This is a genomic window from Streptomyces nidicola (assembly GCF_050106155.1).
Lineage (GTDB): Bacteria > Actinomycetota > Actinomycetes > Streptomycetales > Streptomycetaceae > Streptomyces.
Genome location: NZ_JBNBPI010000001.1, coordinates 9,059,875 through 9,085,023, shown reverse-complemented (window position 1 = coordinate 9,085,023; position 25,149 = coordinate 9,059,875). Strand labels below are relative to the sequence as shown.

The window sequence follows — 25,149 nt, the reverse complement described above, 5'->3', positions numbered from 1 at the left end:
CATGGACGACAGACAGCTGGACGACGGCCCGGGTGACGGGCCCCTCGCGCTGCGGGCGCGCGGCATCACCAAATGCTTTGGCAACGTTGTCGCCCTGGACGGCGTCGACCTCGATGTGGCGCCGTGCCGGATCCACGGTCTGGTGGGCCCGAACGGCGCGGGCAAGACGACCCTGCTCGGCCTGCTCCTCGGCCTGGCCGTCCCGGACTCCGGCAGCCTGGAGGTGCTGGGCACACCGGTCGGCCGGGCCCTCGATGCGCCTGCCGGGGTGGCCGGGTTCGTGGACGGGCCGGGCCTCTACCCCTCGCTCACCGCGCGGCAGAATCTGGCCGCGCTGGCGGAGCTGCGCGGCCTCGACGCCCCGTCGGCGCCGATCCGAGAGGCGCTGGACGAGGTCGGGCTCGGCGAGGTCGCCGATGACCGGGTGCGGGGCTTCTCCCTCGGGATGCGGCAGCGGCTCGGGCTCGCGGCGGCGCTGCTGACGCGGCCGCGGCTGCTGGTCCTCGACGAGCCGTCCAACGGCCTTGATCCGGCGGGAACCCGGCATGTGCACCGCGTGCTGGGCGCTCTCGCCGCGGCCGGCACCGCGGTCGTGCTCTCCAGCCACCGGATGGACGACCTCGAGGCGCTGTGCTCCGAGGTGACGATCCTCGCCACCGGCCGCGTCGTCTTCTCCGGCCCGCTGAGCAAGCTGGCCGCCGAGCACCAGGACCTGGAGTACCGGCTGCTCACGTCCGACCCGCCCGCGGCCCGCGCACTCGCGGCGGCGACCGACGGGATCCATCCGGTCGAGGGCACGGAGGCCGCGTCGCGCTACGGCGCCGAGGCCCTCGTCGTGCGGGCCCGGGTGGACGCCGTCGACGATCTGGTGACGCGGCTCGTGGGCGAGGGGGTCGCGCTGCGCGAACTGGCCCCGGTCGTCTCGCCGTTGGAGGCGGCTTTCCTGGCGCTGACCGAGAGCGCGGACACCGGTCGGCGGGAGGCCGCGTGATGACCTCCACCGTGACCACGCCCGCCACCGAAGGCCCCGTCGAGGACCCCGCCGAGAGCGGGCCCGCCGTCGACCGTCCCGTCACCGTGCGGCGCGGCTACCGCTTCGAGCTGGTCAAGCTGGTGTCCCAGTGGCGGGTCCGGCTCCTCGTGCTGGTCTGCTGGCTCGCTCCCGGGCTGTTCGTGGCCGGAGTCGGCCTCCAGAGCACGCTGCCCACCGACACCCTGTTCGGCCGGTGGATGCACGCCACCGGGTGGGCCGGTCCGCTCGTCATGCTCGGATTCGCGGGCGTGTGGGCGCTGCCGCTGCTGACCTCGCTCGTCGCCGGTGACGTGTTCGCCGCCGAGGACCGGCTCGGCACCTGGCGGCATCTGCTCGTGGCGGTCCGATCGCCGGGCCGGATCTTCGCCGCGAAGGCGCTCGCCAGCCTCTCCGTCCTGCTGGTGCTGGTGGCCGGGCTCGCCGTGTCGAGCGTGGTCGGCGGGCTCCTGACGGCCGGTCACCAGCCGCTCGTCGGCCTCGACGGCGCGGACATCGGGGCCTCGGACGCGGCGGGCCGGGTACTGCTCGCGTGGCTGTGCGCGCTCGCCCCGACGCTGGCCCTCGCCGCGCTCGGCCTGCTGGGCTCTGTGGCGCTCGGCCGTTCCCCGATGGGGCTGCTGCTGCCCGCCCTGGTGGCGCTGGTGCTGCAACTCGCGCAGTTGCTGCCGCTGCCGGTGAGTGTCCGCGTGGCGCTGCCCGGATACGCGTTCCTCGCCTGGAACGGGCTGTTCACCGGCCCCGTGCAGCTCGCTCCGTTGGTGATCGGCGTGGTGATCGCCCTCGTGTGGGCGGCGGCCGCGACCGGGCTCGCGTATCTGCTGTTCGTACGGCGGGACTTCACGAACCCGGCCGAGGACGCGTCCGGCCGTCGTGCGCTCACGCTCGGCGCGCTGCCGCTGGTCGGGCTGCTCGTGGTGAGCGTCGTCGCCGTCGGCGTGGCCGCTCCGGCCGAGGGGTCGGGGATCACGCAGGAGAAGGTCCAGCGCTCGGTCGCCACCGCGTTCGCCCACCTGTACCGCACGCAGGCCGAGCAGTTGCACCGCCCCGCCGTCACCGAGGACCGACTGCACACCTCGGCGGCGTGCACGAAGGGCGATGTCCACGACGGGGCCGAGGGGGCGGGCAACGACTGGCGCTGCGTCGTCTCCTGGCACCTGCCCGACGTCGAGGCCACCGGTCAGGCCATCTATCAGCTCGACGTCACCGCTGACGGGCGGTTCGTCGCCGACGGCGACGGGCCGAAGGAAGTGAACGGCTACTTCCTGGTGCACACCCCGACCGGGGACACACCGAACCCGCTGTGGCAGTTCGACGGCACCGTCGAGCTGCTGTCCGCGACACCGCACAAAGTGAACAAGGTTCCGAAGGGATGAACTCCATGCAGGTAACACGCCGCCGCAGGCGCGTGCCACGGGCCGGTCTCGGCACGCTCGCCGGGCGCATCGGCCGCCGCAGACCGCTCGCCACCGCGGGCATCACGGCCCTCGCCCTGGCGCTCGCGGGCACCGCCTTCGCCCAGACCCACCAGTTCGGCACGGACCAGGTCGGCCAGGACACCGCGAACGGCAAGGTCGTCTCCAGTGACCAGTACATAGCCCCGTACGGCGACCGGACGGTCATCGACAACGGGAAGATCATGTCGTCCGAGGTCAGCCCGGACGGCTCGCACCTCGCGGCCTCGCTCACCGACGGCGGCTCCGCCCTCGGCATCGTCGACCTGAAGACGTGGAAGGTCCAGCAGCTCGTCAGCAACGCGGCCTCGTCGTCGCCGCGCATCAAGAGCAACAACGTCGGTCAGGAGGGCCCCACCTACTCCCCCGACGGCAAGCAGCTGTGGCTCGGCCAGATCGACGGCTACACCAGGTTCACCGTGAAGGACGACGGTTCCGTCGCCGACCCGACGTACGTCACCATCCCGGCGGACGGCGCGAAGCACGCGCTCGTCGGTGAGCCGGTGTTCTCCAAGGACGGCTCGACCGTCTACTCGGCGGTCAACGGGCAGAACCGGGTCGTCGCCCTGGACGCCGCGAGCGGTGCCATCAAGAAGAGCTGGTCCGTGGGCAACGCGCCGCGCGACCTGGCGCAGGTCGGCGACAAGCTGTACGTCAGCAACGAGGGCGGGCGCCCCGCGAAGCCCGGCGAGTCCACCATCAACTCGTACGGCACCGACGTGCCCGCCGACCCGAAGACGGGGGCGACCACCACCGGCACGCTCAGCGTCATCGACCTGGGCAACCCCGACGCCGCCGTCCGCTCCATCGACGTGGGCCTGCACCCGACGGCCCTGTACGCGAAGAAGGGCGCGCTGTTCGTCACGAACACCGCCACCAACGACGTCTCGGTCGTCGACACCGCCAAGGACAAGGTCGTCCAGACCGTCTCCACCAAGCCGTGGCCCGAGGCCTCGGTCGGCTACGAGCCGAACGCGGTGACGCTCTCCGACGACGGGCGCCTCCTGGTGACGCTGGGCCGCGCCAACGCGGTCGCCGTCTACCGGTACAAGTCCCCGCAGGAGCCCGTGAGTTACGTGGGCCTGCTGCCGACGGACTACTTCCCCTCGGAGATCAGTACCGCCGGGAACCAGGTCGTGGTCTCCAACACGCGCGGCATCGACGCCCGCCGCCCCACCACGAAGGCCGGGCACACCACGCACGACACGACGTCCAGCGTGCAGCACTTCACGCTGCCGGGCGACGACGTGATCAAGAAGCAGACCGGCAAGGTGTTCCGGCAGAACGGCTGGACGGCCGGCGCCGCCAAGAAGGCGAGCAGCGGCAGCCGGGCGAAGCCCGTGCCGGTCCCGGCCCGGCTCGGCGACCCGTCGACGATCAAGCACGTGTTCCTGATCGTCAAGGAGAACCGGACGTACGACCAGGTCTTCGGCGACATGAAGGAGGGCAACGGCGACGCCTCGCTGGCCGAGTTCGGCGAGAACGTCACGCCCAACCAGCACGCCATGGCCCGGCAGTTCGGCCTCTACGACAACACGTACGACATCGGCACGAACTCCGCCGAGGGCCACAACTGGCTGATGCAGGCGGACAACCCGGAGTACACCGAGTCCTCGGCCGGTGAGTACGCGCGCAGCTACGACACCGAGGACGACGCGCTCGGCCACCAGAAGTCCGGCTTCCTGTGGAGCGGCGCGCAGTCCGCGGGCAGGTCGGTGCGGGACTTCGGCGAGTTCCACCAGTTCCTCGACAAGCCGGCCGACGCGAGCTGGCAGAACCTGTACTGCGACAGCAAGAACATGGCGGCGACCGGGAAGGACACCGCGTACAAGCTGACGTCGTCCTCGCCGATCCCCTCGCTCAACTCCGTGTCCGTGCCGGGCTTCGCGAAGTTCGACACCTCGGTGCCCGACGTGTACCGCTCGGAGATCTGGAAGCAGGACTTCGCCAAGAACGGTCCGGCGAACCTGAACATGTTCTGGCTCTCCAGCGACCACACCGGCGGCCCGGCGAGCGCGCCCGCGCAGGTCGCGGACAACGACCTGGCGACGGGCCGGATCGTCGACACGATCTCGCACAGCAAGTACTGGAAGGACTCCGCGATCTTCGTGGTCGAGGACGACTCCCAGGCGGGCCTCGACCATGTCGACGGCCACCGCGCCCCGGTCCAGATCATCAGCCCGTGGGCGAAGCGCGGGACGGTGGACAGCCACTACTACTCGCAGATCACGATGATCCGCACCATCGAGCAGATCCTCGGGATCCACCCGATGAACCAGAAGGACACCGCGGCCAGCCCGATGGCCGCCGCGTTCACGAAGAAGGCGGACACCACGCCGTTCACGGCGGTGCCCAACCGGACCTCGCTGACCGCGGGCCTGGCGACGCCGCCCTCCTGCGGCGAGGACAAGCCGGCGGCCCAGGACCCGAAGGCACTGGCCGTGCCGTCCACGAAGGTCCCGGCGGACCGGCAGAAGCTCGCCGACACCTGGCAGGCCTGGAAGTCGAAGCAGCGCCTCACGGGTGAGCACGCGGTGCCGGACTACGCCAACCCGGCGCAGATGAACCACTTCACCTGGTACGAGACACACGGCTGGAAGAAGCCGTACCCCGGCGAGAGCAAGATCTACGCGCCGAAGGACGTACCCGGCGCGTTCATCCCCTCGGCGGAGAACGACGGCTAGAGCGGACCCGCACGTCTAGCCTTCGGCGAACCGGTCCCGCAGCTCACGCTTCAGGATCTTGCCGGAGGCGTTCCGCGGCAGCTCGTCCACGAAGACGACCCTCTTGGGCGCCTTGAAGTGGGCGAGCTGCTCGCGCGCGTGGGCGATCAGATCCTCCTCCGTGACGTCCGTGTCGCTGCGCACCACGACCGCCGTGACCGCCTCGATCCAGCGCTCGTCGGGCAGCCCGACGACGGCGGTCTCGGCGACGGCCGGGTGCGTGTAGAGGGCGTCCTCGACCTGGCGGGAGGCGACGAGCACGCCGCCGGAGTTGATGACATCCTTCACCCGGTCGACGACGGTGAAGTAGCCCTCACTGTCGCGCACCGCGAGGTCCCCGGACCTGAACCAGCCGTCCCGGAAGGCCTGTTCGGTCTCCTCGGGCTTGTCCCAGTAGCCGTCGCACAGTTGCGGGGAGCGGTAGACGACCTCGCCGGGTGTGCCGTCGGGCACGTCCTTGCCCTCGTCGTCGACGACCTTCGCCTCGACGAACAGCACAGGACGCCCGCAGGAGTCCATGCGGCCCTCGTGCTCGTCGGGCCCGAGGACGGTGGCGAGCGGGCCGATCTCGCTCTGTCCGAAGCAGTTGTAGAAGGCGAGTCCCGGCAGCCGCTCGCGCAGCCGTTCCAGGACCGGGACCGGCATGATCGAGGCGCCGTAGTACGCCTTGCGCAACCCGCTCAGGTCGCGGGAGGCGAACCCGAGGTGCTGGGAGAGCCCGATCCACACCGTCGGCGGCGCGAACAGGCTGTCCGCCTCCCCCGCCTCCACGAGGTCGAAGACCGGGTCGGCGGCCGGCGCGTCGAGAATCGTGTTGGTGGCGCCCACGGCCAGGTACGGCAGCAGGAACACGTGCATCTGCGCCGAGTGGTACAGCGGCAGCGCGTGGACGGGGCGGTCCGTCTCCTTGAGGTCGAGCGCGTGGATGGCGCTCACGTACTCGTGGACGAGCGCGCGGTGCGTCATCCGGGCGCCCTTGGGGAGTGCGGTGGTCCCGGACGTGTAGAGCAGTTGCGCCAGGTCGTCGGCGTCCGGCACGTCCCCGTCGTACGGGGTGCTCGCCGCGAGTCGCGTGAGCAGTGCTTCGTCCGCGTCGCGCAGCGCCAGCACCGGTACGTCGCCGGGGAGGCGGTCCGCGATGCCGGGGTCGGCGAGGACGAGCGAGGCGCCGGACTGGCGGACGATGTACGCGAGGTCGTCGCCGGTCAGGTTCTGGTTGACCGGGACGTGCACGAGGCCCGCGCGGGCGCAGGCCAGGAAGCCGATCAGGTACGCGTCCGAGTTGTGCCCGTAGGCGCCGACCCGGTCGCCCGGCGCGAGGCCCTCGCCGCGCAGGGCCCCGGCCGCGCGGGACACGGCGTCGTCCAGCTCCCCGTACGTCCATGAGCGCGGCCCGTAGCGCAGGGCGACGCGCCCCGGCGTGCGGCGGGCGCTGCGGCGCAGGACTCCGTCGACGGTGCTGCTGGCGGCCTCGGAATGGAGCCTCCCCTGCTCGAGCGGAGCCGAGAGCTTGGGGAAAGGTGACCTCGTCATGGCGTGATCCTGTGCGGTGGCGGGCGCCGGGTCAAGGGTGGCGGGCGCCGCGGGTCGGCGAGCGATGCGGTGCATCCGATCCGGGCGTTCGGGGCGAAGGGAGGAGTGAGGCAGCGGGTTCCACCTCGCCCGCTGATCCCCTTCGCCGCTGACGCCGGGTGCCTGCTCGCCTCGGTGTCAGCGGCCCTCGTCGCCCGGCCTGCCGGTACCGGGCAGGCCCGGTCTCGCCCCGGGACTTCCCGTGCGGGTTCCGCTCCCGCCGACCCCTCCGCACCGGACATACCCGTTGGTACGCTCAGCGCTCTCACGTCGCTCAACCACCTCAGCCCGCACTGCAGTTGGGAGCACGATGCGCACACGTCCGGGACACAGACGCCTCGCGGCCCTCGGGGTCGCCCTGTTGACCGCGCTCAGCGGCACCGCGTCGGTGTCGTCCGCCGCGGCCGACCGTGACACACATCCGCGTGGCGGTGGCCTCTCCGCCACCATCCGCTACACCGAGTACGGGATCCCGCACATCGTCGCCAAGGACTACGCGAACCTCGGTTTCGGCACGGGGTGGGCGCAGGCCGCCGATCAGGTGTGCACGCTGGCCGACGGGTTCGTGACGCTGCGCGGTGAGCGTTCGCGCGTCTTCGGGCCCGACGCGGCGCCCGACGGCTCGCTGTCGTCGGCGGCCAAGAACCTCTCAAGTGACCAGTACTTCAAGGGTGTTCGCGAGGCGCACACCGTGGAGAAGCTGCTCGGCATCCCCGCGCCCGCGGGCCCGAGCCGCGACGTCAAGGACGCGATGCGCGGCTGGGCCGCCGGGTACAACGCGTGGCTGAAGCAGAACCGGATCACCGACCCGGCATGCAAGGGCGCGGACTGGGTGAAGCCGGTGACCCCGCTCGACGTGGCGACGCGCGGCTTCGCGATCGCGGTGCTCGGCGGGCAGGGGCGCGCGATCGAGGGCATCACGGCCGCGCAGCCGCCGACCACCGGCGCCGCGCGGACCGGGCCGGACAAGGCCGAGCCCGACAAGACTGAGCCGGACAAGGCCGATACCGCCCGCGCCGCCCGCGAGTTGTTCGCGCAGGACGACTCCGACATGGGCTCGAACGCGGTCGCCTTCAGCGGAGCGGCGACGGCGAACAAGCGGGGCCTGCTGCTCGGCAACCCGCACTACCCGTGGCAGGGCGGCCGCCGCTTCTGGCAGTCGCAGCAGACGATCCCGGGCGAACTCGACGTCATGGGAGGCTCGTTGCTCGGCACCACCGGGATCTCCATCGGGCACAACGCGAACATCGCGTGGAGCCACACGGTCGCCACGGGCGTCACGCTCAACCTCCACCAGCTCACCCTCGACCCGTCCGACCCGACGACGTACGTGGTCGACGGCAAGAAGGAGCGGATGACGAAGCGGTCCGTGAGCGTGCCCGTGAAGGGCGGCGGCGACGTGACCCGCACCCAGTGGTGGACCCGCTACGGCCCCGTCGTCACGAACCTCGGCGCCCAGCTCCCGCTCCCCTGGACCGCGACGACGGCCTACGCCCTGAACGACCCCAACGCGGTCAACCTGCGCGCCTCCGACACCGCGCTCGGCTTCAGCAAGGCCCGCTCGACCGCCGACATCCTCGCGTCGCTGCGCCGCACACAGGGCCTGCCGTGGGTGAACACGATCGCCGCGGACTCCTCGGGCCACTCGCTGTTCACGCAGTCGCAGGTGCTGCCGCGGATCACCGACAAGCTGGCGGGGCGCTGCTCGACGCCGCTCGGCAAGGCGACGTATCCGGCCTCAGGTGTCGCCGTCCTCGACGGTTCGAAGAGCGACTGCGGTCCGGGCAGGGACAAGGACGCCGTGCAGCCGGGCATCTTCGGCCCGTCGAAGATGCCCGTACTCAAGGACGCCCCGTACGCGGAGAACTCCAACGACAGCGCCTGGCTCGCCAATGCGGACCGCCCGATCACCGGCTACGAGCGGGTCTTCGGGAACGTCGGAACGCAGCGCTCGATGCGCACGCGCGGCGCCGTCGAGGACGTCGCGGGAATGGCGGACAAGGGCGGCCTGACGGTCGCGGATCTGCAGCGGCAGCAGTTCGCCGACCGGGTGCCCGCCGCCGACCTGACGGCCGCCGACACCGCGAAGGCGTGCGCGGCCCTGCCCGGCGGCTCGGCAACGGGCAGCGACGGCAAGCCGGTTGATGTCTCCCAAGCCTGTGACGTGATCGGCGCGTGGGACCGCACCATGAACACCGACAGCCGGGGCGCCCTGCTCTTCGACCGGTTCTGGCGGAAGCTGACGGCGGCGGTGCCCGCGGCCCAGCTGTGGAAGGTGCCGTTCTCGGCGGCGGATCCGGTGCGTACGCCGAACACGCTGAACACGCAGGCGCCCGGTTTCGCCACGGCGCTCGCCGACGCGGTGGCCGAACTCAGGGCCGCCGGCATCCCGTTGGACTCCCGGCTCGGCGACCACCAGTTCGTGACGCGCGGCGGCGAGCGCATCCCGGTGCACGGCGGCACGGAGTCGCTCGGCGTGTGGAACAAGGTCGAGCCGGTGTGGAACGCCGCGGGCGGCGGCTACACCGACGTCACGACCGGGTCGAGCTACATCCAGGCGGTCGGCTGGGACGGCGGGCGCTGCCCGGTGGCACGCACCCTCCTCACGTACTCCCAGTCGTCGAACCCGAACTCGCCGCACTACAGCGACCAGACCCACCTGTTCTCGAAGAAGAAGTGGGTCACGGAGCGCTTCTGCGAGAAGGACATCCTCAGGTCGCCGGCGCTGAAGGTGGTGCGGGTGCGCGACTGACGGACGCCCCCAGGACCGGGGCGGCCTCACACTGGTTTCAGACCGCCCTGGTCCGCCCCTCCCAGTAGGGGTCGCGCAGGCGTCGCTTGTAGAGCTTGCCGTTGGGGTCGCGGGGCATCGTCTCGATGAAGTCGACGCTCTTGGGCCGCTTGTAGCCCGCGAGTTGGGTCTCGCAGTGGGCGAGGATCTCGGCCGCGAGCGCGTCATCGGCGGTTCGGCCCTCCGCGACCTCGACGACCGCCTTGACCTCCTCGCCCCAGTCGTCGTGCGGGATGCCGAAGGCAGCCGCGTCGGCGACGGCGGGGTGCGTCAGGAGCGCGGACTCGATCTCCGCGGGGTAGATGTTGACCCCGCCCGAGATGATCATGTCGATCTTGCGGTCGCGCAGGAAGAGATAGCCGTCCTCGTCGATCACCCCGAGGTCACCCACGGTGAAGAAGTCGCCGATGCGGTTCTTCTTCGTCTTGCCCTCGTCCTTGTGGTACGAGAATCCGCCGGTCTTCATCTTGAGGTAGACGGTGCCGAGTTCACCGGCCGGCAGCTTGTTGCCGTCGTCGTCGTAGACGGCCAACTCGCTGATGGGCCAGGCCTTTCCGACGGTGCCCGGCTTCTTCAGCCAGTCCTCGGCGGTCGCGAACGCGCCGCCGCCCTCGCTGGCCGCGTAGTACTCCTCGACGCACATCCCCCACCAGTCGATCATCGCGCGTTTGACGTGGTCGGGGCAGGGCGCGGCGCCGTGGATCGCGTGCCGCATGGACGTGACGTCGTAGCGGTCCTTGACCTCCTGCGGCAGCGCGAGCAGGCGGTGGAACTGGGTCGGCACCATGTGCGTGTGCGTGCACTTGTGGGTGTCGATGAGGCGGAGCATCTCCTCGGGCGTCCACTTGTCCATGAGGACGACGGGGTGCCCGATGTTCAGGGCGGCGCCCGCAAACTGGAGCACGGCGGTGTGGTACAGCGGGGAGCACACGAGGGCCACGTTGTCGTCGAACGGCTTGATGCCGAAGATTCCGAGGAACCCGCCGAGGTAGGCCTCCTCGGGCAGCTTGCCCTGGAGCGGCCGGCGGATGCCGCGCGGGCGGCCCGTGGTCCCGGACGTGTAGTTCATGACCCAGCCGAGCGTGCGGTCCTCGGGCGCGGAACCGCTCTGCCCTGCGAGGAGTTCGGCGTACGGGCGGAAGCTCGCGATGTCCCCGACCGCGTACCGGTGGCTGTCGGGCAGGCCCGCCTCGTCGGCGGCGGAGCGGGCCGCGTCGGCGAACCGCTCGTGCGCGATCAGCACCTTGGCGCCCGAGTCGGAGACGATCCAGGCGATCTCGGGCCCTACGAGGTGGTGGTTGACGGGGACGAGATAGAAGCCGGCCTGCGAGGCGGCGAGGTAGGCGGTGAAGAACTCGACGCTGTTGGGGAGCACGACGGCGAAGGCGTCACCACGCTCCAGCCCGGCCTCGCGCAGCCCGTGCACCATCTTGTTGGCGGCGGCGTGCAGCCGGCCGGCCGTCCACGGTTCGCCGTCCGGTGCGATCAGGACCGTACGGTCGGGATCGGCGGTGGCCTGCGCCCAGAATCCGTTGGGGGGTGTGCTGTTGGCGGCTGTGCTCATGCTCTTCCCTCACCGTCCTGCGATCTTGTTGATGCGGTCGATCGCCTTCTCGAAGCCGCGCGTCAGGTCGTCGAAGACCGCCTGGACGCTGCGCTCCTCGTTCATCCGGCCCACGATCTGCCCCACGGGCGTGCCGAGCAGGGGCTCCACCTCGTACTTCTGGATCCGGGACACGGCCTCGGCCACGAGCAGGCCCTGGAGGGGCATCGGCAGGGTGCCGGGGCCCGCCGGGTCGTCCCACGCGTCCGTCCACTCGGTGCGCAGCTGGCGCGCGGGCTTCCCGGTCAGCGCGCGCGAGCGCACCGTGTCGCCGGAGCCCGCGGCGAGCAGCTTGCGGGTGACGGCCGGCGAGTGCATGTCGGCCTCCGTCGTCGTCAGCCACACCGAGCCCAGCCACACCCCCTGCGCGCCGAGCGCGAGCGCGGCCGCGACCTGCTGCCCGCTGCCGATGCCGCCAGCGGCCAGGACCGGCAGCGGGTCGACGGCCTCCACGGCCTCCGGGGTGAGCACCATGGAGGCGATCTCACCGGTGTGCCCTCCGGCCTCATAGCCCTGCGCGACGACGACGTCGATGCCCGCGTCGGCGTGCTTTCGGGCGTGCCGGGCGCTGCCGGCGAGCGCGGCGACGAGGATGTCGTGCTCGTGCGCGCGGGCGATGACGTCGGCGGGCGGCGATCCGAGTGCGTTGGCGAGGAGTTTGATCGGGTAGTCGAAGGCGACGTCGAGTTGGCTGCGGGCGACCTTCTCCATCCAGCCGGTGATGCGCCAGCCGGACGCCTCGCCCTCGGCGAGTTCCGGGACGCCGTACTTGGCGAGGGTCTCCTGGACGAACTGCCGGTGTTCCGGCGGGATCATCGCCTCGATGTCGGCCTCGGTGACGCCTTCGACCTTCTTGGCGGGCATGACGACGTCGAGGCCGTAGGGCCGGCCCTCCGCATGTTCGTCGAGCCAGTCGAGATCGCGTTTGAGTTCGTCGGGTGCCGCGTAGCGGACCGCACCGAGCACGCCGAAGCCTCCGGCCCTGCTGATGGCCGCGGCCACCGCAGGGAACGGCGTGAAGCCGAAGACGGCGTGCTCGATCCCCAGTTTCTTGCTCAGCTCCGTCTGCATGCGCGCAGGATGCCGCAGCGCGGCGGACGACGGAAGAGGTTTTCTGATGCGGCGTCAGATTCTTCACCGGCCGGTCATGACGCGCGGGTGGCGCAAGGGTGTTGACACGAGGCGGCGCTGACAGAGAAGTTTCATCCGTCGCACGAGATCACGAAAGATACTTTCAGGAGGCCTTCCATGGGCTCAGCGGAAGCAGACAGACCGTCGGCCGGCCTGACCAGGCGTCACCTGGGCGCGGCCACGCTGGCGCTGGGTGGCGCGATCGCCCTCGCCCCGTTCCCTGCGGGCCCCGCCGTGGCGGCCGCCGACGCGCCGGCACGCCCCACGCTGCGCCGCGGCTCCCCCGAGCGCGCGGGGCTGCTCGCCGGCCATCTGCGGCAACTGGTCGTGGACGCCGAGAAGTTCCTCGGCCCCTCGCCCAAGCACCCCTGGTACGCGGGCGCGGTGCTGCTCGCGGGCCGCGGCGGCACGGTCGCGCTGCACCAGCCGATCGGCAAGGCGGTGCGCTACTCCCACTACGACGACAAGACGGACACGGGGATCGAGTTCCCCGCGGACCAGCAGATCGACATGGCCGACGACACGGTCTTCGACCTCGCCTCGATCTCCAAGCTGTTCACCTCCATCCTCGCGGTGCAGGAGATCGAGCGCGGCGCGCTGGACCTCGAGGCGAAGGTCGTCACGTACCTGCCCGAGTTCACCGGCGGCGGCAAGCAGGACGTCACGATCCGCCAACTCCTCACCCACACCTCCGGGTTCCGGCCCTTCCTGGCCTTCTACAAGGAGTCGGAGCACGCCGCGCAGCTCGCCCTCCTGTGGAAGGAGGCGCTGCTCAACCCGGCGGGCACCACCTACCTGTACTCGGACCTCAACCTCATCACGCTCCAGCTCGTCGTCGAGAAGCTCACCGGCAAGCCCTTGGACGTGCTGCTGCCCGAGCGGATCACGGGGCCGCTCGGCATGACCCGCACCCGCTACAACCCGCCCGCCTCCTGGAAGCCCAAGGTCGCGGCGACCGAGGACGCCCGTGCGCCCTGGTCGGGCCTGGACCGGGGCCTGGTGTGGGGCGAGGTGCACGACGAGAACGCGTACGCGTTCGGCGGCGTCGCGGGCCACGCGGGCGTCTTCTCCTGCGCCTGGGACATGGCGGTGCTCGGCCGGGCGCTGCTCAACGGCGGGATCTACGGCAAGGCCAGGATCCTGTCCCGGAAGTCCGTGGACCTGATGTTCACCAACTTCAACACGGACTTCCCCGGCGACGAGCACGGCCTCGGCTTCGAGCTCTACCAGCACTGGTACATGGGCGCGATGGCGACACCGAGCACGGCGGGCCACACCGGGTTCACCGGCACCTCGCTCGTGCTCGACCCGACGACCGACTCGTTCCTCATCGTGCTCGGCAACTCCGTGCACCCCGTGCGCAGTTGGCGATCCGGTTCCGCTCCCCGGGTCGCCGCGGGCAACAACATGGCGCGCGCGGTCGCGGTGCGCCCCAAGCACGGCCGTACCGCCTGGTTCTCCGGCATGGCGAGCGCCACGTCGGCGACGCTGACACTGCCCGATCTGCGCCTCGCCTCTGAAGGGGCGCGCCTCGCCTGCGACCTGTGGTGGGACACGGAGCCGCACTCCGACTTCCTGTTCCTGGAGACGTCGACGGACGGCGGCAAGAACTGGAAGCCGCTGCCGTTCACCACGGGCCGCTCCGAGGCCCACCCGTCAGGTGCGGTCGACGGCTACGCCGACCGCACCTGGCACCGCCTCACCGCCGACCTGGGACCCTTCGCCACGGCGCAGCTCCGGCTCCGCTGGCGCTACGCGACGGACCAGTTGTACGTCGGCCGGGGCGCCTACGTCGACGGCATCCGCGTCCTCGACGGGGACGAGGTGGCGTTCGACGACGCGCGCCCGGCGGACGCGTCCCGCATCGAGGCGAAGGGCTGGACCGCCTCTCAGGACTGAGCCCGGCGGGGTCAGTGGCCGAGCACCGCCATCGCGGCGTTGTGCCCCGGAATCCCGCTGACCCCGCCGCCGCGCACGGCGCCCGCGCCGCACAGCAGGACGTTCGCGTGGCCGGTCTCGACACCCCAACGACCGGTGCTTTCCGAGGCGTACGGGAACGCGAGCTCCCGGTGGAAGATGTTGCCGCCGGGCAGCCGCAGGTCCCGCTCCAGGTCGAGCGGGGTCTTCGCCTCGATGCACGGCCGGCCGTCCGCGTCCTCGGCCAGACAGTCCTCGATCGGTTCGGCGAGGTGGGCGTCGAGCTGGGCGAGCGTGGCCTTGAGGAGGTCCGCGCGGGCCGTGTCGTTGTCGGTGGCGAAGAGCCGGGCCGGGGTGTGCAGGCCGAACAGGGTGAGCGTCTGGTAGCCGCGTTCGACGAGGTCCGGGGCGAGGATCGTCGGGTCGGTCAGCGAATGACAGTAGATCTCGGAGGGCGGCGCGCCGGGCAGGGTGCCCGCGGCGGCCTCGGCGTGCGCCGCGGCCAACTGGCCGTACCCCTCCGCGACATGGAAGGTCCCGGCGAACGCCTCGCGCGGGTCGACGGAGGTGTCCTTGAGGCGCGGCAGCCGCTTCAGCAGCATGTTGACCTTGAGCTGGGCACCCTCCGCGGGGGCCGGCGGGGTGTCACCGGTGAGCCGGGCGAGGTCCTGCGGTGAGGCGTTCACGAGGACGTTGCGGGCGGCGACGGTGCCCTCGGAGTCGGCCGTCCTGTACGTGACCTCGGCCTCGGTGCCGTCCGTCTCGATCCGGGTCACCTCGTGCCCGGTGACGAGGTCGGCGCCGGCCGAGCGGGCCGCGGCGGCGAGCGCGTCCGTGAGGGCGCCCATGCCGCCGACGGGGACGTCCCAGTCGCCCGTGCCGTTGCCGATCACGTGGTAGAGGAAGCAGCGGTTCTGGGCGAGGGACGCGTCGTGGGCGTCGGCGAAGGTGCCGATCAGGGCGTCGGTGAGGACGACGCCGCGCACCAGGTCGTCGGTGAAGTACTCCTCGATGCCGACGCCGATGGGGTCCTCGAACAGCAGCCGCCAGGCCTCCTCGTCACCGACCCGCTCGCGCAGCGCGTCCCTCGAAGGGAGCGGCCCGGTCAGCGTCGGGAAGACCCGTTCGGCGACGCGCCGGGTCGTCTCGTAGAAGCGGTTCCACGCCTCGTACTCCCGCTCACCGCCGGTGAGTTCGCGGAACGCGGCGCGGGTACGCTCCTCGCCGCCGCCGACGAGCAGCCCCGTCGGCCGCCCGTCGCGGACGGTCGGGGTGTACGAGGAGACGTCGCGGGTCGCGGTCGCGAAGCGCAGCCCCAGGTCGGCCACGATCTTCTTGGGCAGCAGGCTGACGAGGTACGAGTAGCGGGAGAGGCGGGCGTCGACGCCGGGGAACGGGCGGGTGGAGACGGCGGCCCCGCCGGTGGCGCCGAGGCGTTCGACGACGGCGACGGACTGTCCTGCGCGGGCCAGATAGGCGGCGGCCACCAGACCGTTGTGGCCGCCGCCGACGACGACCGTGTCGTAGCGGGCGCGGAGATCATGTGCGGGCATGGCCCTTGGTAACACGGGCCGCGCGCGGTGGGCCAGAGGGCGGGCCCACGGTCACGCGCGCGGCGCCCCCTGTTGGCGCAGCGCGGCCACCCTTCGGTAGAGGGCGACCGCGTCCGCCGTGCGGCCGAGCTGCTCCAGGCAGTGGGCCTCGTCGTTGCGGCTGGCGAGGGTGCTGGCGTGGGCCTCGCCGAGGACGCGCTCACGGGCGGTGGACACCGCGCGGTACTCGCCGAGTGCGTCCCGCCAGCGTCCGAGCCAGCCCAGGCCGACGGCGACCTCGCGGCGGCTGACGAGCGTGTCCGGATGGTCGGCGCCGAGCACCCGCCCGCGGATCGCGCACACGTCGCGGGCCTCCGCGAGGGCCTCCTCCCAGCGGGCCAGCCGCCCGAGGTTCACCCCGAGCCCGTGCCGGGCGCGCAGCGTCTCGGGGTGGTGCGGCCCGCTGACCCGCGTACGGTCGTCGATCAGGTCGCGGTAGAGCGTGAGGGCCTCGGCGCTGCGGCCGAGCCGGCCGAGGCTGATGCCCACCTCGTAGCGGACGGCGAGGGTGTCCGGGTGGTCGCCGCCGAGGGCCCGCGCCCTGGCCCGGGCGACCTCCTGATAGATCGCGAGGGCCTCGCTCCACCGCCCCAACTGCCCGAGCGCGTAGCCGACTTCGCAGCGCGTGACGAGCGTGTCGGGGTGGTCGGCGCCGAGCACGCGGCCGCGCGCGTCCGCCACCTCCTGCGCCATCCGGTACGAGTCCTCCAGGCGGCCGAGCCTGCTGAGGTTGAAGGCGAGGTTGTGGCGGCAGCGCAGCGTGTCCGGGTGCTCGGGCCCCATGGCCCGCTCACGGGCGGCGAGGACGGTGCTGTACACCTGGTGCGCCTCGAAGTGCCGCCCCAACTTTCCCAGGACGTACGCGACTTCCTGCCGCGCCCCGAGCGTGTCGGGGTGCTCGGGCCCCAGCACCCGCTCGCGCCCCTCGACGACGCCTCGGTACTCGCGCAGCGCGTCGGCCGCCTGCCCGGTGCGGCTGAGGGTGAAGGCGACCTCGTAGCGGCTGGCGAGGGTGTCGGGGTGGTCGGGGCCGAGGGCGTGCTCCCGCTCGGCGGCGACCGAGCGGTGCACCTCGCCCGCCTCGGCCCAGCGTTCGAGCCGCCCGAGGCTGAGTCCCGCGTTGTGCCGGGAGGCGAGGGTGGCGAGCAGTTCCGGGGCGGGGGCGGCGCGCCCGGCCACTTCCGGCACCGCGGGGGTGTGGTCGGTGTCGCGCGGGATCCACTCACCGGAGAGTCCGGCCGCGGTGTCCGGGGGTGTGACGCGCGGCCCTGGGCCGCCGGCGGCCTTGTGTCCTGTGGTCATGCCGCGGGTCCAGGAGGGCAGCCGGGGCTCGCGCGACCCGGGCTGCTCCCGTACGGGCTGTTGCGGCAGTTCGGGCTGTTCACGCTCGGGCGCGTCCGTGCGCGGCCCGATCTGTGGCGCCCGCACCGTCGGCACATACGTCTCCGGACCGGGCCGCGCGCCCTGGGTGATCCGGCGCTCCAACTCCCGCGCATCACGTGGCCGTTCCTCGGGGTCCTTCGCGAGCAGGTCCAGGATGATCCGGTCGAGATAGTCGGGCAGCTCGGGCCGGTGCCCGCGCGGCGCCTCGGGCACGGTGTCGCGGTGTCCGACGAGCACCGACCACGCGTCCTCCAGGTCGAACGGCGGGGCGCCCGTGGCGACTTCGTAGAGCACACATCCCAGCGAGTACAGGTCGCTGCGCTCGTCGACCTGGTCGCCGCCGATCTGCTCGGGCGACATGTAGTGCGGGGTCCCCATGGCGATGCCGGTGCCGGTGAGGCGTGCGGTGAACCCGATGTCGTGGCCGAGGCGGGCGATGCCGAAGTCGCAGATCTTGGCGGTGCCGTCGCCGAGCCGCATGATGTTCGCCGGCTTCAGATCGCGGTGCACGACGCCCTGTTCATGGGTGTACGCGAGGGCGGAGGCGACCTGTTCGGCCATGTCGACGATGTCGCCCACGGGCAGCGGGTGGTGCCGATTGTCGTCGAGGAGCTGGCTCAGGTTCTTCCCGTCGAGCAGCTCCATGACGAGATAGAGAATGCCCTCGTACTCACCGAAGTCGTGCACGACCGTGATGCCCCGGTGCTGGAGCGCCGCGGCGACCCGCGCCTCCCTGCGGAAGCGCTCCCGCAGGATGCGGGTGAAGCTCTGGTCGCGCTCGGGCCCGAGCGGCTTGAGGCACTTCACGGCGACGTGCCGGCCGAGCGCCTCGTCGCGCGCCCGCCAGACCTCGCCCATGCCGCCCCGGCCGATCAGGTCGAGCAGCTGATACCGCCCGTGGATCAACCTGACTTCCCGCGTCTCCCCCACCCCTGGCATCTCCCGCCGTCGCCCCCGTCGCGTCGCTACGCCCTCCCCGGCCCGTCCAGTATGGCTTCCCCTCTGTCGACTTTGTACGGGGCAGGGCGGGCGTCGGCACCGAGTCTCCCCATCGCCCGCAGGATGTGTTTGGGCGGCAGTTGCCAGCGCACACGGGCGGGAATCAGGCGCAGCGCGGTGCCCGTGGCGCGCAGCCGGCGTGTGACGGCGCGCGGTTCGGGGGCTGGTCTGCCGTACAGCTCATGGGCGTACGGCGGCAGGGAGGCGTACGCGAGGTTGGCCACGCGCCGCCAGAGGGCTTCGCGCGCGGGGATCAGCAGCAGGCGGGTGGGCGGCCGCTGCAGGAAGTCGTCGACGTCGCGCGCCTCGGGCCCGGAGGCCAGCTCGGGACGTACGGACTCGAAGTACGCCGCCAACTCCACCTGGCTGCCCGGGACCTGCTCCGGGTCGAGGCCGACGAGCCGGGCGCTGGTGCGGTGCTCGGCGATGTACCGGTCGGCCTGCGCCTCGGTGAGCCGGAACCCGGAGCGGCGCGCGACGTGCAGATAGGAGTCGATCTCGGCGCAGTGCACCCACAGCAGCAACCCGGGTTCGTCGACGCCGTAGCGCTCCCCTGTGTCCGGGTCGGTCACCCCGAGGTGGCTGTGGATCCGCCGCACGCGCGCCCCGGCCTTCTCCGCGGCCTCGCTCGTCCCGTACGTCGTCGTGCCGACGAAGCCCGCGGTCCGCATCAGCCGGCCCCAGGCGTCGCGCCGGAAGTCGGAGTTCTGCATGACACCGCGCACGGCGCGCGGGTGCAGCGCCTGGAAGTACAGGGCGCGCACGCCCGCGATCCACATCATGGGGTCGGCGTGCAGCTGCCAGGTCACCGAGTCGGGGCCGAAGAGCCCGGGGTCCGCTTCGCTCATGTCGCACAGCACCTCCTGTCCGCAGCGTACGCACCCGCCCCCGGTCGGCGGACGGTCCCGGCCCCCCGTCAGTGCACCGTTCCGGTGGCGAACGCGGGTACGGGGGCGGGCACCAGCGGCAGCAGTACGTCCAGGGCGGCCTGGCAGGCGGCCACGATGCGCGCGTTCTCCTCGGTGTCACGGACCGCGATCCGCACGGTCCGGCCCTCGTACGCCGTCGACAGCGGTGACAGGTCGCGCAGGTACACGCCGTGGCGGCGGCACTCGGCGACGAGCCGCGCGGCACTCGGTCCGCCGTGCGGCAGGGTCACGTTGAGGAAGTTCGCCACGCCGTCCTGCACGCTCACCCCCTCCCCCAGCTCGGCGAGTTCGGCGGCCAGTCGCGAGCGCAGGGCGTGGGTGCGCAGCCAGTGGTCGGTGTAGTACGCGGGCTCGCGCAGGGCGGCGACGGCGGCCAGCTGGGCGGGGAGGCCGACGGGCCAGGGCGGCGTCCAGCGGCGCAGCCGGGCCGCGGTGTCGGGGTCGGCGACCAGGTAGGCGGCCCGGACGCCGGAGAGCGCGTACATCTTGGAAAGGGAGCTGCAGACGACGACGCGCGAGTCCTTCGCGGCGAGCGGGGCGAGCGATTCGGCGGGGTCGACGTAGCCGAGGTAGGCCTCGTCGATCCACCACCGGGTGCGCCCGGACGTGGCGGCGATCGCCCGGCGCAGGTCGGCGGCCGGGAGGTGGACCCCCGTGGGGTTGTTCGGGTTGACGATCACGACGAGGTCGTAGCGGCCGGAGCCGACGGCCGCGGTGAGCCGGTCGGTGTCGATGCGCCAGCCGTCCTCGCGGCGCAGCCGGAACCGGTCGGCGCGGCAGCCGATGACCTGCTCGGTGACGTGGGCGTACTCGCCGTAGCCCGGGTCCATGAGGAGGACGCGGCTGCTCGGGGTCAGCCACTGGCCGAACGCCCGGAAGATCAGGTCGGAGGAGCCCGCGCCGACCGCGAGCGCCTCGGCGGGCAGGCCCCTGCTCTCGGCGATCCGGGCCACGAGGCCCTCGGCGGCGGCCGGCGGCGAGGTGCGGGCGATCCAGCCCGGATCGTCGGTGAGCGCCGCCCGTACGCCGGGAGCCGGCGGGAACCAGGCGTCCAGCACATCGGCCGCGACGATCTGCTGCCTGCGGTGCAGGGTGCGGAAGTCCGTACCGATGGCCGTGAAGGAGTCGCCGCCGTGCTCGCAGCCGTCGGGGCGCGCGTCGAAGGGCGTGTCGAGCCGCCAGTCCGCGGCGTCCCGCAGCCGTTCGAGCAGGCGGTGGTGCCGGGTACGGGCGGCGCGGGTCAGTTCGCGTACGTCGCCGGTCAGCACCTCGAAGGTCCGGGCGCCGCTGCGCAGGGTGCGGCCGACGGCGCGCAGTCCGGTGGCGAGGTACATGTCCAGCAGGTCGCTGCGGCCCATGGCGACGATCCGGCGGCCGCCGCGCGCGGCGATCCAGCGCAGCGCCGCGTACATCAGCAGGGGCGCCGCCGCGGTGGCCCGTGCGCGGGGCTCGACGGTGAGGATGCGCACCTCGAACACGTCGGGGTCGGCGAGGAGCGGCAGTTCGTCGCGGGTCAGGTACTTGTCGAGGCCGTAGTGGCCGGCCCAGGGCGGGGTGAGGCTGACGAAACCGGCCCGGTCGTCGCCGCGCGCGGCGACCAAGTACACGTTGTCGCCGTCGAGTCCGTCGCGCAGCCGGCCGTCCGGGGTCGGGGCGTGCTGGCCCAACTCCTGGGCGTACACCCGGTGTCGGAGCTCGTGGATCCAGTCCAGGTCCTCGGGTGTGGCGGCGCGCAGTTGCAGGGGACGGCTCATGGCTCCCTCGTTCCGGACGGCGTGGGGGGCCGTCACATCGTGCGCGCCGGGACGCGGCGGACGGCAGGGCTGCCGTGCGCAGTGCGTCTGAGTACGGATACTCAGGCGCGCCCGCCGCCCGGCGCACTCAGGACCGCGCACTCAGGACCACCGGAACCCGATCAAGGGCTTCTTCGTCCTGATGAGCAGGGACAACGGGCGAGCGGGCGGGAAGACATGAGCGAGCGGGCCGACGGGGCGACGACACCCACGGACGGTACGGGCGACAGACGCCCGCGGTGGCGTCGCGGCCGGGTGCTCGCCGCACTCGCCGCCCTGACGGCGCTCGTCCTCCTCTTCCACCGGCGGATCCCGAACACGCCGGGGCGTCTTGGGAGCCTGGTGGAGTCGTTCCTGCCGTGGTCCTGGGTGGTCGTGGTCGTCCTCTTCGGCCTGGGGATGCTGCGCCGGGCGCCGCTCGCGATGTCGGCTGCGCTGCTGGCGGCGGCGGTCTGGGGTCATCACTGCGGCGTACTGCTGCCCGAACCCCGGTCCGACGGGCACGACCTTGTCGTCGTGCAGCACAACGTCAGTGACGAGAACACCGACCCGCAGGGCACGATGCACTCGCTGTCCGGGCCGTCCCCCGATCTCATCGCCCTGGAGGAGCTGCTGCCGAAGGCGCGCGCGGTGTACGAGCGCGGTCTCGCCACGAGCCATCCGCACCATGCGGTGATCGGCACCGTCGGGCTCTGGTCGAGGTACCCGCTCACCGGCGTCCGGGCCGCGGACATCAAGCCCGCCGGGATCACGGAGCCGTGGAGCCGCGGCCTGCGCGCGGTCGTCGAGGCCCCGCAGCGCGACATCGCCGTGTACGTCGCCCACCTGCCCTCCATACGGATCGGCGCGAGCGGCCTGGCGTCGCGGTGGCGGGACGAGAGCGCCCGCAGGCTCGGCGCGGAGGTCGCCGCCGAGAAGACGGGCACGGTCCTCGTCCTCGGCGACTTCAACGCGACGGTGGACGACCGCGGACTCGCCCCGCTGACCTCACAACTGGACGTGCCGGATCGCGGGTTGGCCTTCAGTTATCCCGCCGCGTTCCCCGTGGCCCGGATCGACCAGATCATGGCCCGCTCGGCGAACGTCGGCCCCATCCGCCCCCTGCCCGGGACCGGCAGTGACCACCTTCCCGTGCTCGCCAGGATCGCCCTGGACGATCCGGTCAGCGCCGCACCCTCGGCATCCCGAGGCCGATCCACGAGATGATCTCCCGCTGGATCTCGTTGTTCCCGCCGCCGAACGTGAAGATGACCGCCGACCGGTAGCCGCGTTCCAGCTCCCCGTGCAGGACGGTGCCCGCGCTGCCCTCCTTGAGCGCGCCCGCCGCGCCCACCACCTCCATCAACCAGGCGTACGCGTCCCTGCGGGCCTCTGAGCCGTAGACCTTGACGGCGGAGGCGTCCTGCGGGAGGAGGGTGCCCTGCTGAACGGCGTTCACCATCTGCCAGTTGAGGAGCTTCATCGCGTCAAGCTTGGTGTGGGTCTGGGCGAGCCGCTTCCTGACCCAGCCGAGGTCGATGACGCGGCGGCCGTCGGCGAGTTTCGTCTCCATGGCCCAGCGCTGCACGTCGTGCAGGGCGCGGATCGCCATGGTGCCGTGGGCGGCCAGCGTGACGCGTTCGTGGTTGAGCTGGTTGGTGATCAGCCGCCAGCCCTTGTTCTCCTCGCCCACCCGACGGGAGACCGGGACGCGGATGTTCTCGTAGTAGCTGGCCGTGGTGTCGTGCGAGGCCAGGGTGTTGATGACGGTGCAGGAGTAGCCGGGGTCGCTCGTCGGGACGAGGAGCATGGTGATGCCCTTGTGCGGGGGCGCGTCCGGGTCGGTGCGGACGGCGAGCCAGACCCAGTCGGCGGTGTCCCCGTTGGTCGTCCAGATCTTCTGGCCGTTGACGACATAGTCGTCGCCGTCCCTGACCGCACGGGTCTTGAGCGCCGCGAGATCCGTGCCCGCGTCGGGCTCGCTGTAGCCGATCGCGAAGTCGAGCTCACCGGAGAGGATCTTGGGAAGGAAGAACTCCTTCTGCTCGTCGGTGCCGAACTGCATGATGGTCGGACCGACGGTGTTCAGCGCCATCAGCGGCAGCGGCACGCCCGCCTGGGCGGCCTCGTCGAAGAAGATGAACTGTTCCATCGGGGACAGGCCACGGCCGCCGTACTCCTTCGGCCAGCCCACGCCGAGCCATCCGTCGCCGCCGAGCCTGCGCACCGTCTCCCGGTAGAACCGCTTCTGCGCGGCCGGGTCCTCGTAGCGCGCGTACGCGTTCTCGGGGACGAGCTCGGCGAAGTAGGCGCGCAGCTCGGTGCGCAACTGCTGCTGCTCAGGCGTGTATTCGAGGTGCACGGCCCCTCCTGGCGTTCGACTGCGTGGTCCGGGAGCCGGCTTGCGCCAGCCTGACAGCGCACACAGTAGAACGCGTTCCAGAAATAGGGAATGCCGTGGACCTCGGGAACTGATGGAACGTCAGCCGAGGGTCGCGAGGAAGTCCGTGCAGGCCCGCGCGCAGGCCCGGCACTGCTCGGCACAGTCGGCCGCGTCGCGCGTGCGGTCGCAGGCGTGCGCGCACTCCAGGGTGACGGCCCGGCACCACTCGACCTGGAGCCGGATCCCGTACTCGTCCTGGTGCGCCTCCTCGGACAGCAGTCGGCAGGTCGCGTCGCACACCTCGACGCTGAGCAGCAGTGCGCGCCGCAGTCCGAGCGGCGCGTCGGCCTGTTCCGGGCCCTCGTCCGCGACCGGACGTACGGGCCCGTGCACCTGCGGGGCGGCGGGGCCGAGGTCGGTGGAGCTGACCAGCAGGGCGCAGGAGCGGGCGCACTCCGTGCACGCCTGCGCGCAGGCGAAGCGGTCCTCGAGGAAGCGGACGAGGTCGTCCTTGGGTGGTTCGGTCATCAGGCCACGGTCGGCGCCCGTGGGGGCCTCGGCGTATGGGTGCGGATACTTCGCCAGGGAGGTCACCGGCCCGGCTCCTTTCCAGGGGACGTACGGCTTCGGTGCGGGTAGCCGGATCGGCGTGCGCGAAACCGGTGCCCGGTGGCTTGAACGGCTCGGGGTCCGGGACGCCCGCGAAGAACGTCGAAGGCGTCGCGTCCCTCGACGAGCACGGCGAGTCGGTCCCGGTCGTCGTCGTCCGCCGTGCCTCACCCTGCCGAGCCGCTGGTCGCGGAGCCGGGCGTGGCGTCCTTGAGCTGCGGCAGCACCTTCGTCCGGTAGAAGTCGAAGAACTCCTGCTGGTCCGGGCCGATCTGGTTGACGTAGACACGGTCGAAGCCGGCCCGGGCGAAGGCGTCGAGGGCGCCCACGTGCTCGTCGACGTCGGGGCCGCAGGGCAGCGCGCCGTCGACCATCTGCTCGGTGACGAGGGTCTCGGCCTGCTCGAAGTGGCGTGGCGTGGGCAGCACTTGGCCCAGTTCGCCGGGCAGCAGCTGGTTGGCCCACAGCCCGTGCACCCGGCGCACGGCCTCCGCCCTGTCGGGCCCGTAGCAGACCTTGAGGCCGCCGGCGACGGGCTTCGCACCGCCTCCGCCCTTACGGAACCGGGTAACCAGCGCCTCGTCGGGGCTCATGGTGATGTAGCCGTCGCCGACGCGGGCGGCGAGCGCGGTGGCCTGCGGGCCGAAGCCGGAGATGTCGATGGGCACGGGGCCTTCGGGCAGCGTGTAGATGCGGGCGTTCTCCACCGTGTAGTGCTCGCCGCGGTGGGTGACCTCGCCGCCTTCGAGGAGCTTGCGGATGATCGCGACGGCCTCTTCGAGCATCTCCATGCGCACGTGCGCGGAGGGCCAGGGCCCACCGAGGATGTGCTCGTTGAGCGCCTCACCGGTGCCGACACCGAAGCGGAAGCGCCCCTCCAGCTGCACCGCGCTGGTGGCGACGGCCTGGGCGAGGACGGCGGGGTGGATACGGACGGTGGGGCAGGTGACCGCGGTCTCCACGGGCAGCGACACGGCCTCCGCGAGGGCGCCGATCACGTTCCACACGAAGGGGCTCTGGCCCTGGGCGTCGTTCCACGGGTGGTAATGGTCGGAGATCCACAGGCAGTCGAAGCCCGCCTGTTCCGCCATTCGGGCCTGTTCGACGAGCTCGTGCGGCCCGAATTCCTCCGACGCCAGAAAGTAGCCGTACTCGGGCATGCCACCCTCCCGGTGGTGTCGTTTGTGCCAGGCCTTCCGGGTAACCCCGGCACCCCGCCGGGAAACCCGTCGTGACATCACACGAGTGCCGTCCGGGCCGG

General features: G+C 72.0%; 16 protein-coding genes. 6 read left to right on the top strand and 10 right to left on the bottom strand.

Going from position 1 to position 25,149, the window contains the following annotated elements; genetic code table 11:
* Position 1 precedes the first annotated feature (1 nt).
* The 3 genes from ACOKM3_RS41025 to ACOKM3_RS41015 are packed head-to-tail and all read left to right on the top strand — an operon-like array spanning position 2 to position 5,168.
* Complete coding sequence (locus tag ACOKM3_RS41025; RefSeq protein WP_426906388.1) at positions 2-991, top strand: ABC transporter ATP-binding protein; 990 nt, start codon at positions 2-4, stop codon at positions 989-991.
* The gene (locus ACOKM3_RS41020) at positions 991-2,406 is read left to right on the top strand and encodes an ABC transporter permease (RefSeq protein ID WP_426906387.1); all 1,416 of its coding nucleotides are present in this window, start codon (positions 991-993) and stop codon (positions 2,404-2,406) included. Before ACOKM3_RS41025 ends, ACOKM3_RS41020 begins: the two co-directional genes overlap by 1 nt.
* Before the next feature lie 5 nt (positions 2,407-2,411).
* Positions 2,412-5,168, top strand: a complete 2,757-nt coding sequence (locus tag ACOKM3_RS41015; protein ID WP_426906386.1) for an alkaline phosphatase family protein — start codon at positions 2,412-2,414, stop codon at positions 5,166-5,168.
* 15 nt (positions 5,169-5,183) lie between these two features.
* Here the strand turns inward: ACOKM3_RS41015 and ACOKM3_RS41010 are convergent, their stop codons facing one another.
* Positions 5,184-6,740, bottom strand: coding sequence for an acyl-CoA synthetase (locus ACOKM3_RS41010; protein WP_426906385.1), 1,557 nt, complete (start codon positions 6,738-6,740; stop codon positions 5,184-5,186).
* Between the two features lie 349 nt (positions 6,741-7,089).
* Between ACOKM3_RS41010 and ACOKM3_RS41005 the strand changes: the two genes are divergently transcribed.
* Positions 7,090-9,531 carry a penicillin acylase family protein gene (locus ACOKM3_RS41005; protein WP_426906384.1) on the top strand — a complete coding sequence of 814 codons (2,442 nt, stop codon included), beginning with the start codon at positions 7,090-7,092 and terminating at the stop codon, positions 9,529-9,531.
* Between the two features lie 37 nt (positions 9,532-9,568).
* Here ACOKM3_RS41005 and ACOKM3_RS41000 read toward each other — a convergent pair whose 3' ends face one another.
* The gene (locus ACOKM3_RS41000) at positions 9,569-11,134 is read right to left on the bottom strand and encodes an acyl-CoA synthetase (RefSeq protein ID WP_426906383.1); all 1,566 of its coding nucleotides are present in this window, start codon (positions 11,132-11,134) and stop codon (positions 9,569-9,571) included.
* Positions 11,135-11,143: 9 nt separating this feature from the next.
* Positions 11,144-12,244: an NAD(P)H-dependent flavin oxidoreductase gene (locus tag ACOKM3_RS40995; RefSeq protein WP_426906382.1), complete on the bottom strand. Its 1,101-nt coding sequence runs from the start codon at positions 12,242-12,244 to the stop codon at positions 11,144-11,146.
* A 177-nt stretch (positions 12,245-12,421) separates the two neighbouring features.
* On the opposite strand from ACOKM3_RS40995, the gene ACOKM3_RS40990 reads away from it, so the two are divergent.
* Positions 12,422-14,203, top strand: coding sequence for a serine hydrolase domain-containing protein (locus tag ACOKM3_RS40990; RefSeq protein ID WP_426906381.1), 1,782 nt, complete (start codon positions 12,422-12,424; stop codon positions 14,201-14,203).
* An 11-nt stretch (positions 14,204-14,214) separates the two neighbouring features.
* Here ACOKM3_RS40990 and ACOKM3_RS40985 read toward each other — a convergent pair whose 3' ends face one another.
* The 4 genes from ACOKM3_RS40985 to ACOKM3_RS40970 all read right to left on the bottom strand — a co-directional run bounded on the left by ACOKM3_RS40985 (position 14,215) and on the right by ACOKM3_RS40970 (position 20,878).
* Positions 14,215-15,774, bottom strand: coding sequence for a phytoene desaturase family protein (locus ACOKM3_RS40985; protein WP_426906380.1), 1,560 nt, complete (start codon positions 15,772-15,774; stop codon positions 14,215-14,217).
* Between the two features lie 51 nt (positions 15,775-15,825).
* Positions 15,826-18,135: a serine/threonine-protein kinase gene (locus tag ACOKM3_RS40980; protein ID WP_426906379.1), complete on the bottom strand. Its 2,310-nt coding sequence runs from the start codon at positions 18,133-18,135 to the stop codon at positions 15,826-15,828.
* Between the two features lie 26 nt (positions 18,136-18,161).
* Positions 18,162-19,043, bottom strand: a complete 882-nt coding sequence (locus tag ACOKM3_RS40975) for an oxygenase MpaB family protein (protein ID WP_426906378.1) — start codon at positions 19,041-19,043, stop codon at positions 18,162-18,164.
* A 68-nt stretch (positions 19,044-19,111) separates the two neighbouring features.
* Positions 19,112-20,878: a histidinol-phosphate aminotransferase family protein gene (locus ACOKM3_RS40970; RefSeq protein WP_426906377.1), complete on the bottom strand. Its 1,767-nt coding sequence runs from the start codon at positions 20,876-20,878 to the stop codon at positions 19,112-19,114.
* A gap of 216 nt (positions 20,879-21,094) precedes the next feature.
* On the opposite strand from ACOKM3_RS40970, the gene ACOKM3_RS40965 reads away from it, so the two are divergent.
* On the top strand, positions 21,095-22,123 hold the full coding sequence (locus ACOKM3_RS40965) for an endonuclease/exonuclease/phosphatase family protein (RefSeq protein ID WP_426906376.1): 1,029 nt from the start codon (positions 21,095-21,097) through the stop codon (positions 22,121-22,123).
* Here the strand turns inward: ACOKM3_RS40965 and ACOKM3_RS40960 are convergent.
* The 3 genes from ACOKM3_RS40960 to ACOKM3_RS40950 all read right to left on the bottom strand — a co-directional run bounded on the left by ACOKM3_RS40960 (position 22,080) and on the right by ACOKM3_RS40950 (position 25,048).
* Complete coding sequence (locus ACOKM3_RS40960) at positions 22,080-23,258, bottom strand: acyl-CoA dehydrogenase family protein (protein WP_426906375.1); 1,179 nt, start codon at positions 23,256-23,258, stop codon at positions 22,080-22,082. The two genes, ACOKM3_RS40965 and ACOKM3_RS40960, sit on opposite strands and share 44 nt — an antisense overlap.
* A 120-nt stretch (positions 23,259-23,378) precedes the next feature.
* A complete protein-coding gene (locus tag ACOKM3_RS40955; RefSeq protein WP_426907022.1) occupies positions 23,379-23,807 on the bottom strand; it encodes a ferredoxin in 429 nt (142 codons plus the stop codon).
* Positions 23,808-24,055: 248 nt separating this feature from the next.
* Positions 24,056-25,048 (bottom strand): LLM class F420-dependent oxidoreductase, encoded by a 993-nt coding sequence (locus tag ACOKM3_RS40950; RefSeq protein ID WP_426906374.1) that lies wholly within the window; start codon positions 25,046-25,048, stop codon positions 24,056-24,058.
* Positions 25,049-25,149: the final 101 nt, after the last annotated feature.

What these genes read in the sequence shown, in the direction of transcription:
- ACOKM3_RS41025 (WP_426906388.1), top strand. Translation starts at nt 2, where the DNA reads ATGGACGACAGACAGCTGGACGACGGCCCGGGTGACGGGCCCCTCGCG.
- ACOKM3_RS41020 (WP_426906387.1), top strand. Translation starts at nt 991, where the DNA reads ATGACCTCCACCGTGACCACGCCCGCCACCGAAGGCCCCGTCGAGGAC.
- ACOKM3_RS41015 (WP_426906386.1), top strand. Translation starts at nt 2,412, where the DNA reads ATGCAGGTAACACGCCGCCGCAGGCGCGTGCCACGGGCCGGTCTCGGC.
- ACOKM3_RS41010 (WP_426906385.1), bottom strand. Translation starts at nt 6,740, where the DNA reads ATGACGAGGTCACCTTTCCCCAAGCTCTCGGCTCCGCTCGAGCAGGGG.
- ACOKM3_RS41005 (WP_426906384.1), top strand. Translation starts at nt 7,090, where the DNA reads ATGCGCACACGTCCGGGACACAGACGCCTCGCGGCCCTCGGGGTCGCC.
- ACOKM3_RS41000 (WP_426906383.1), bottom strand. Translation starts at nt 11,134, where the DNA reads ATGAGCACAGCCGCCAACAGCACACCCCCCAACGGATTCTGGGCGCAG.
- ACOKM3_RS40995 (WP_426906382.1), bottom strand. Translation starts at nt 12,244, where the DNA reads ATGCAGACGGAGCTGAGCAAGAAACTGGGGATCGAGCACGCCGTCTTC.
- ACOKM3_RS40990 (WP_426906381.1), top strand. Translation starts at nt 12,422, where the DNA reads ATGGGCTCAGCGGAAGCAGACAGACCGTCGGCCGGCCTGACCAGGCGT.
- ACOKM3_RS40985 (WP_426906380.1), bottom strand. Translation starts at nt 15,774, where the DNA reads ATGCCCGCACATGATCTCCGCGCCCGCTACGACACGGTCGTCGTCGGC.
- ACOKM3_RS40980 (WP_426906379.1), bottom strand. Translation starts at nt 18,135, where the DNA reads ATGCCAGGGGTGGGGGAGACGCGGGAAGTCAGGTTGATCCACGGGCGG.
- ACOKM3_RS40975 (WP_426906378.1), bottom strand. Translation starts at nt 19,043, where the DNA reads ATGAGCGAAGCGGACCCCGGGCTCTTCGGCCCCGACTCGGTGACCTGG.
- ACOKM3_RS40970 (WP_426906377.1), bottom strand. Translation starts at nt 20,878, where the DNA reads ATGAGCCGTCCCCTGCAACTGCGCGCCGCCACACCCGAGGACCTGGAC.
- ACOKM3_RS40965 (WP_426906376.1), top strand. Translation starts at nt 21,095, where the DNA reads ATGAGCGAGCGGGCCGACGGGGCGACGACACCCACGGACGGTACGGGC.
- ACOKM3_RS40955 (WP_426907022.1), bottom strand. Translation starts at nt 23,807, where the DNA reads ATGACCGAACCACCCAAGGACGACCTCGTCCGCTTCCTCGAGGACCGC.
- ACOKM3_RS40950 (WP_426906374.1), bottom strand. Translation starts at nt 25,048, where the DNA reads ATGCCCGAGTACGGCTACTTTCTGGCGTCGGAGGAATTCGGGCCGCAC.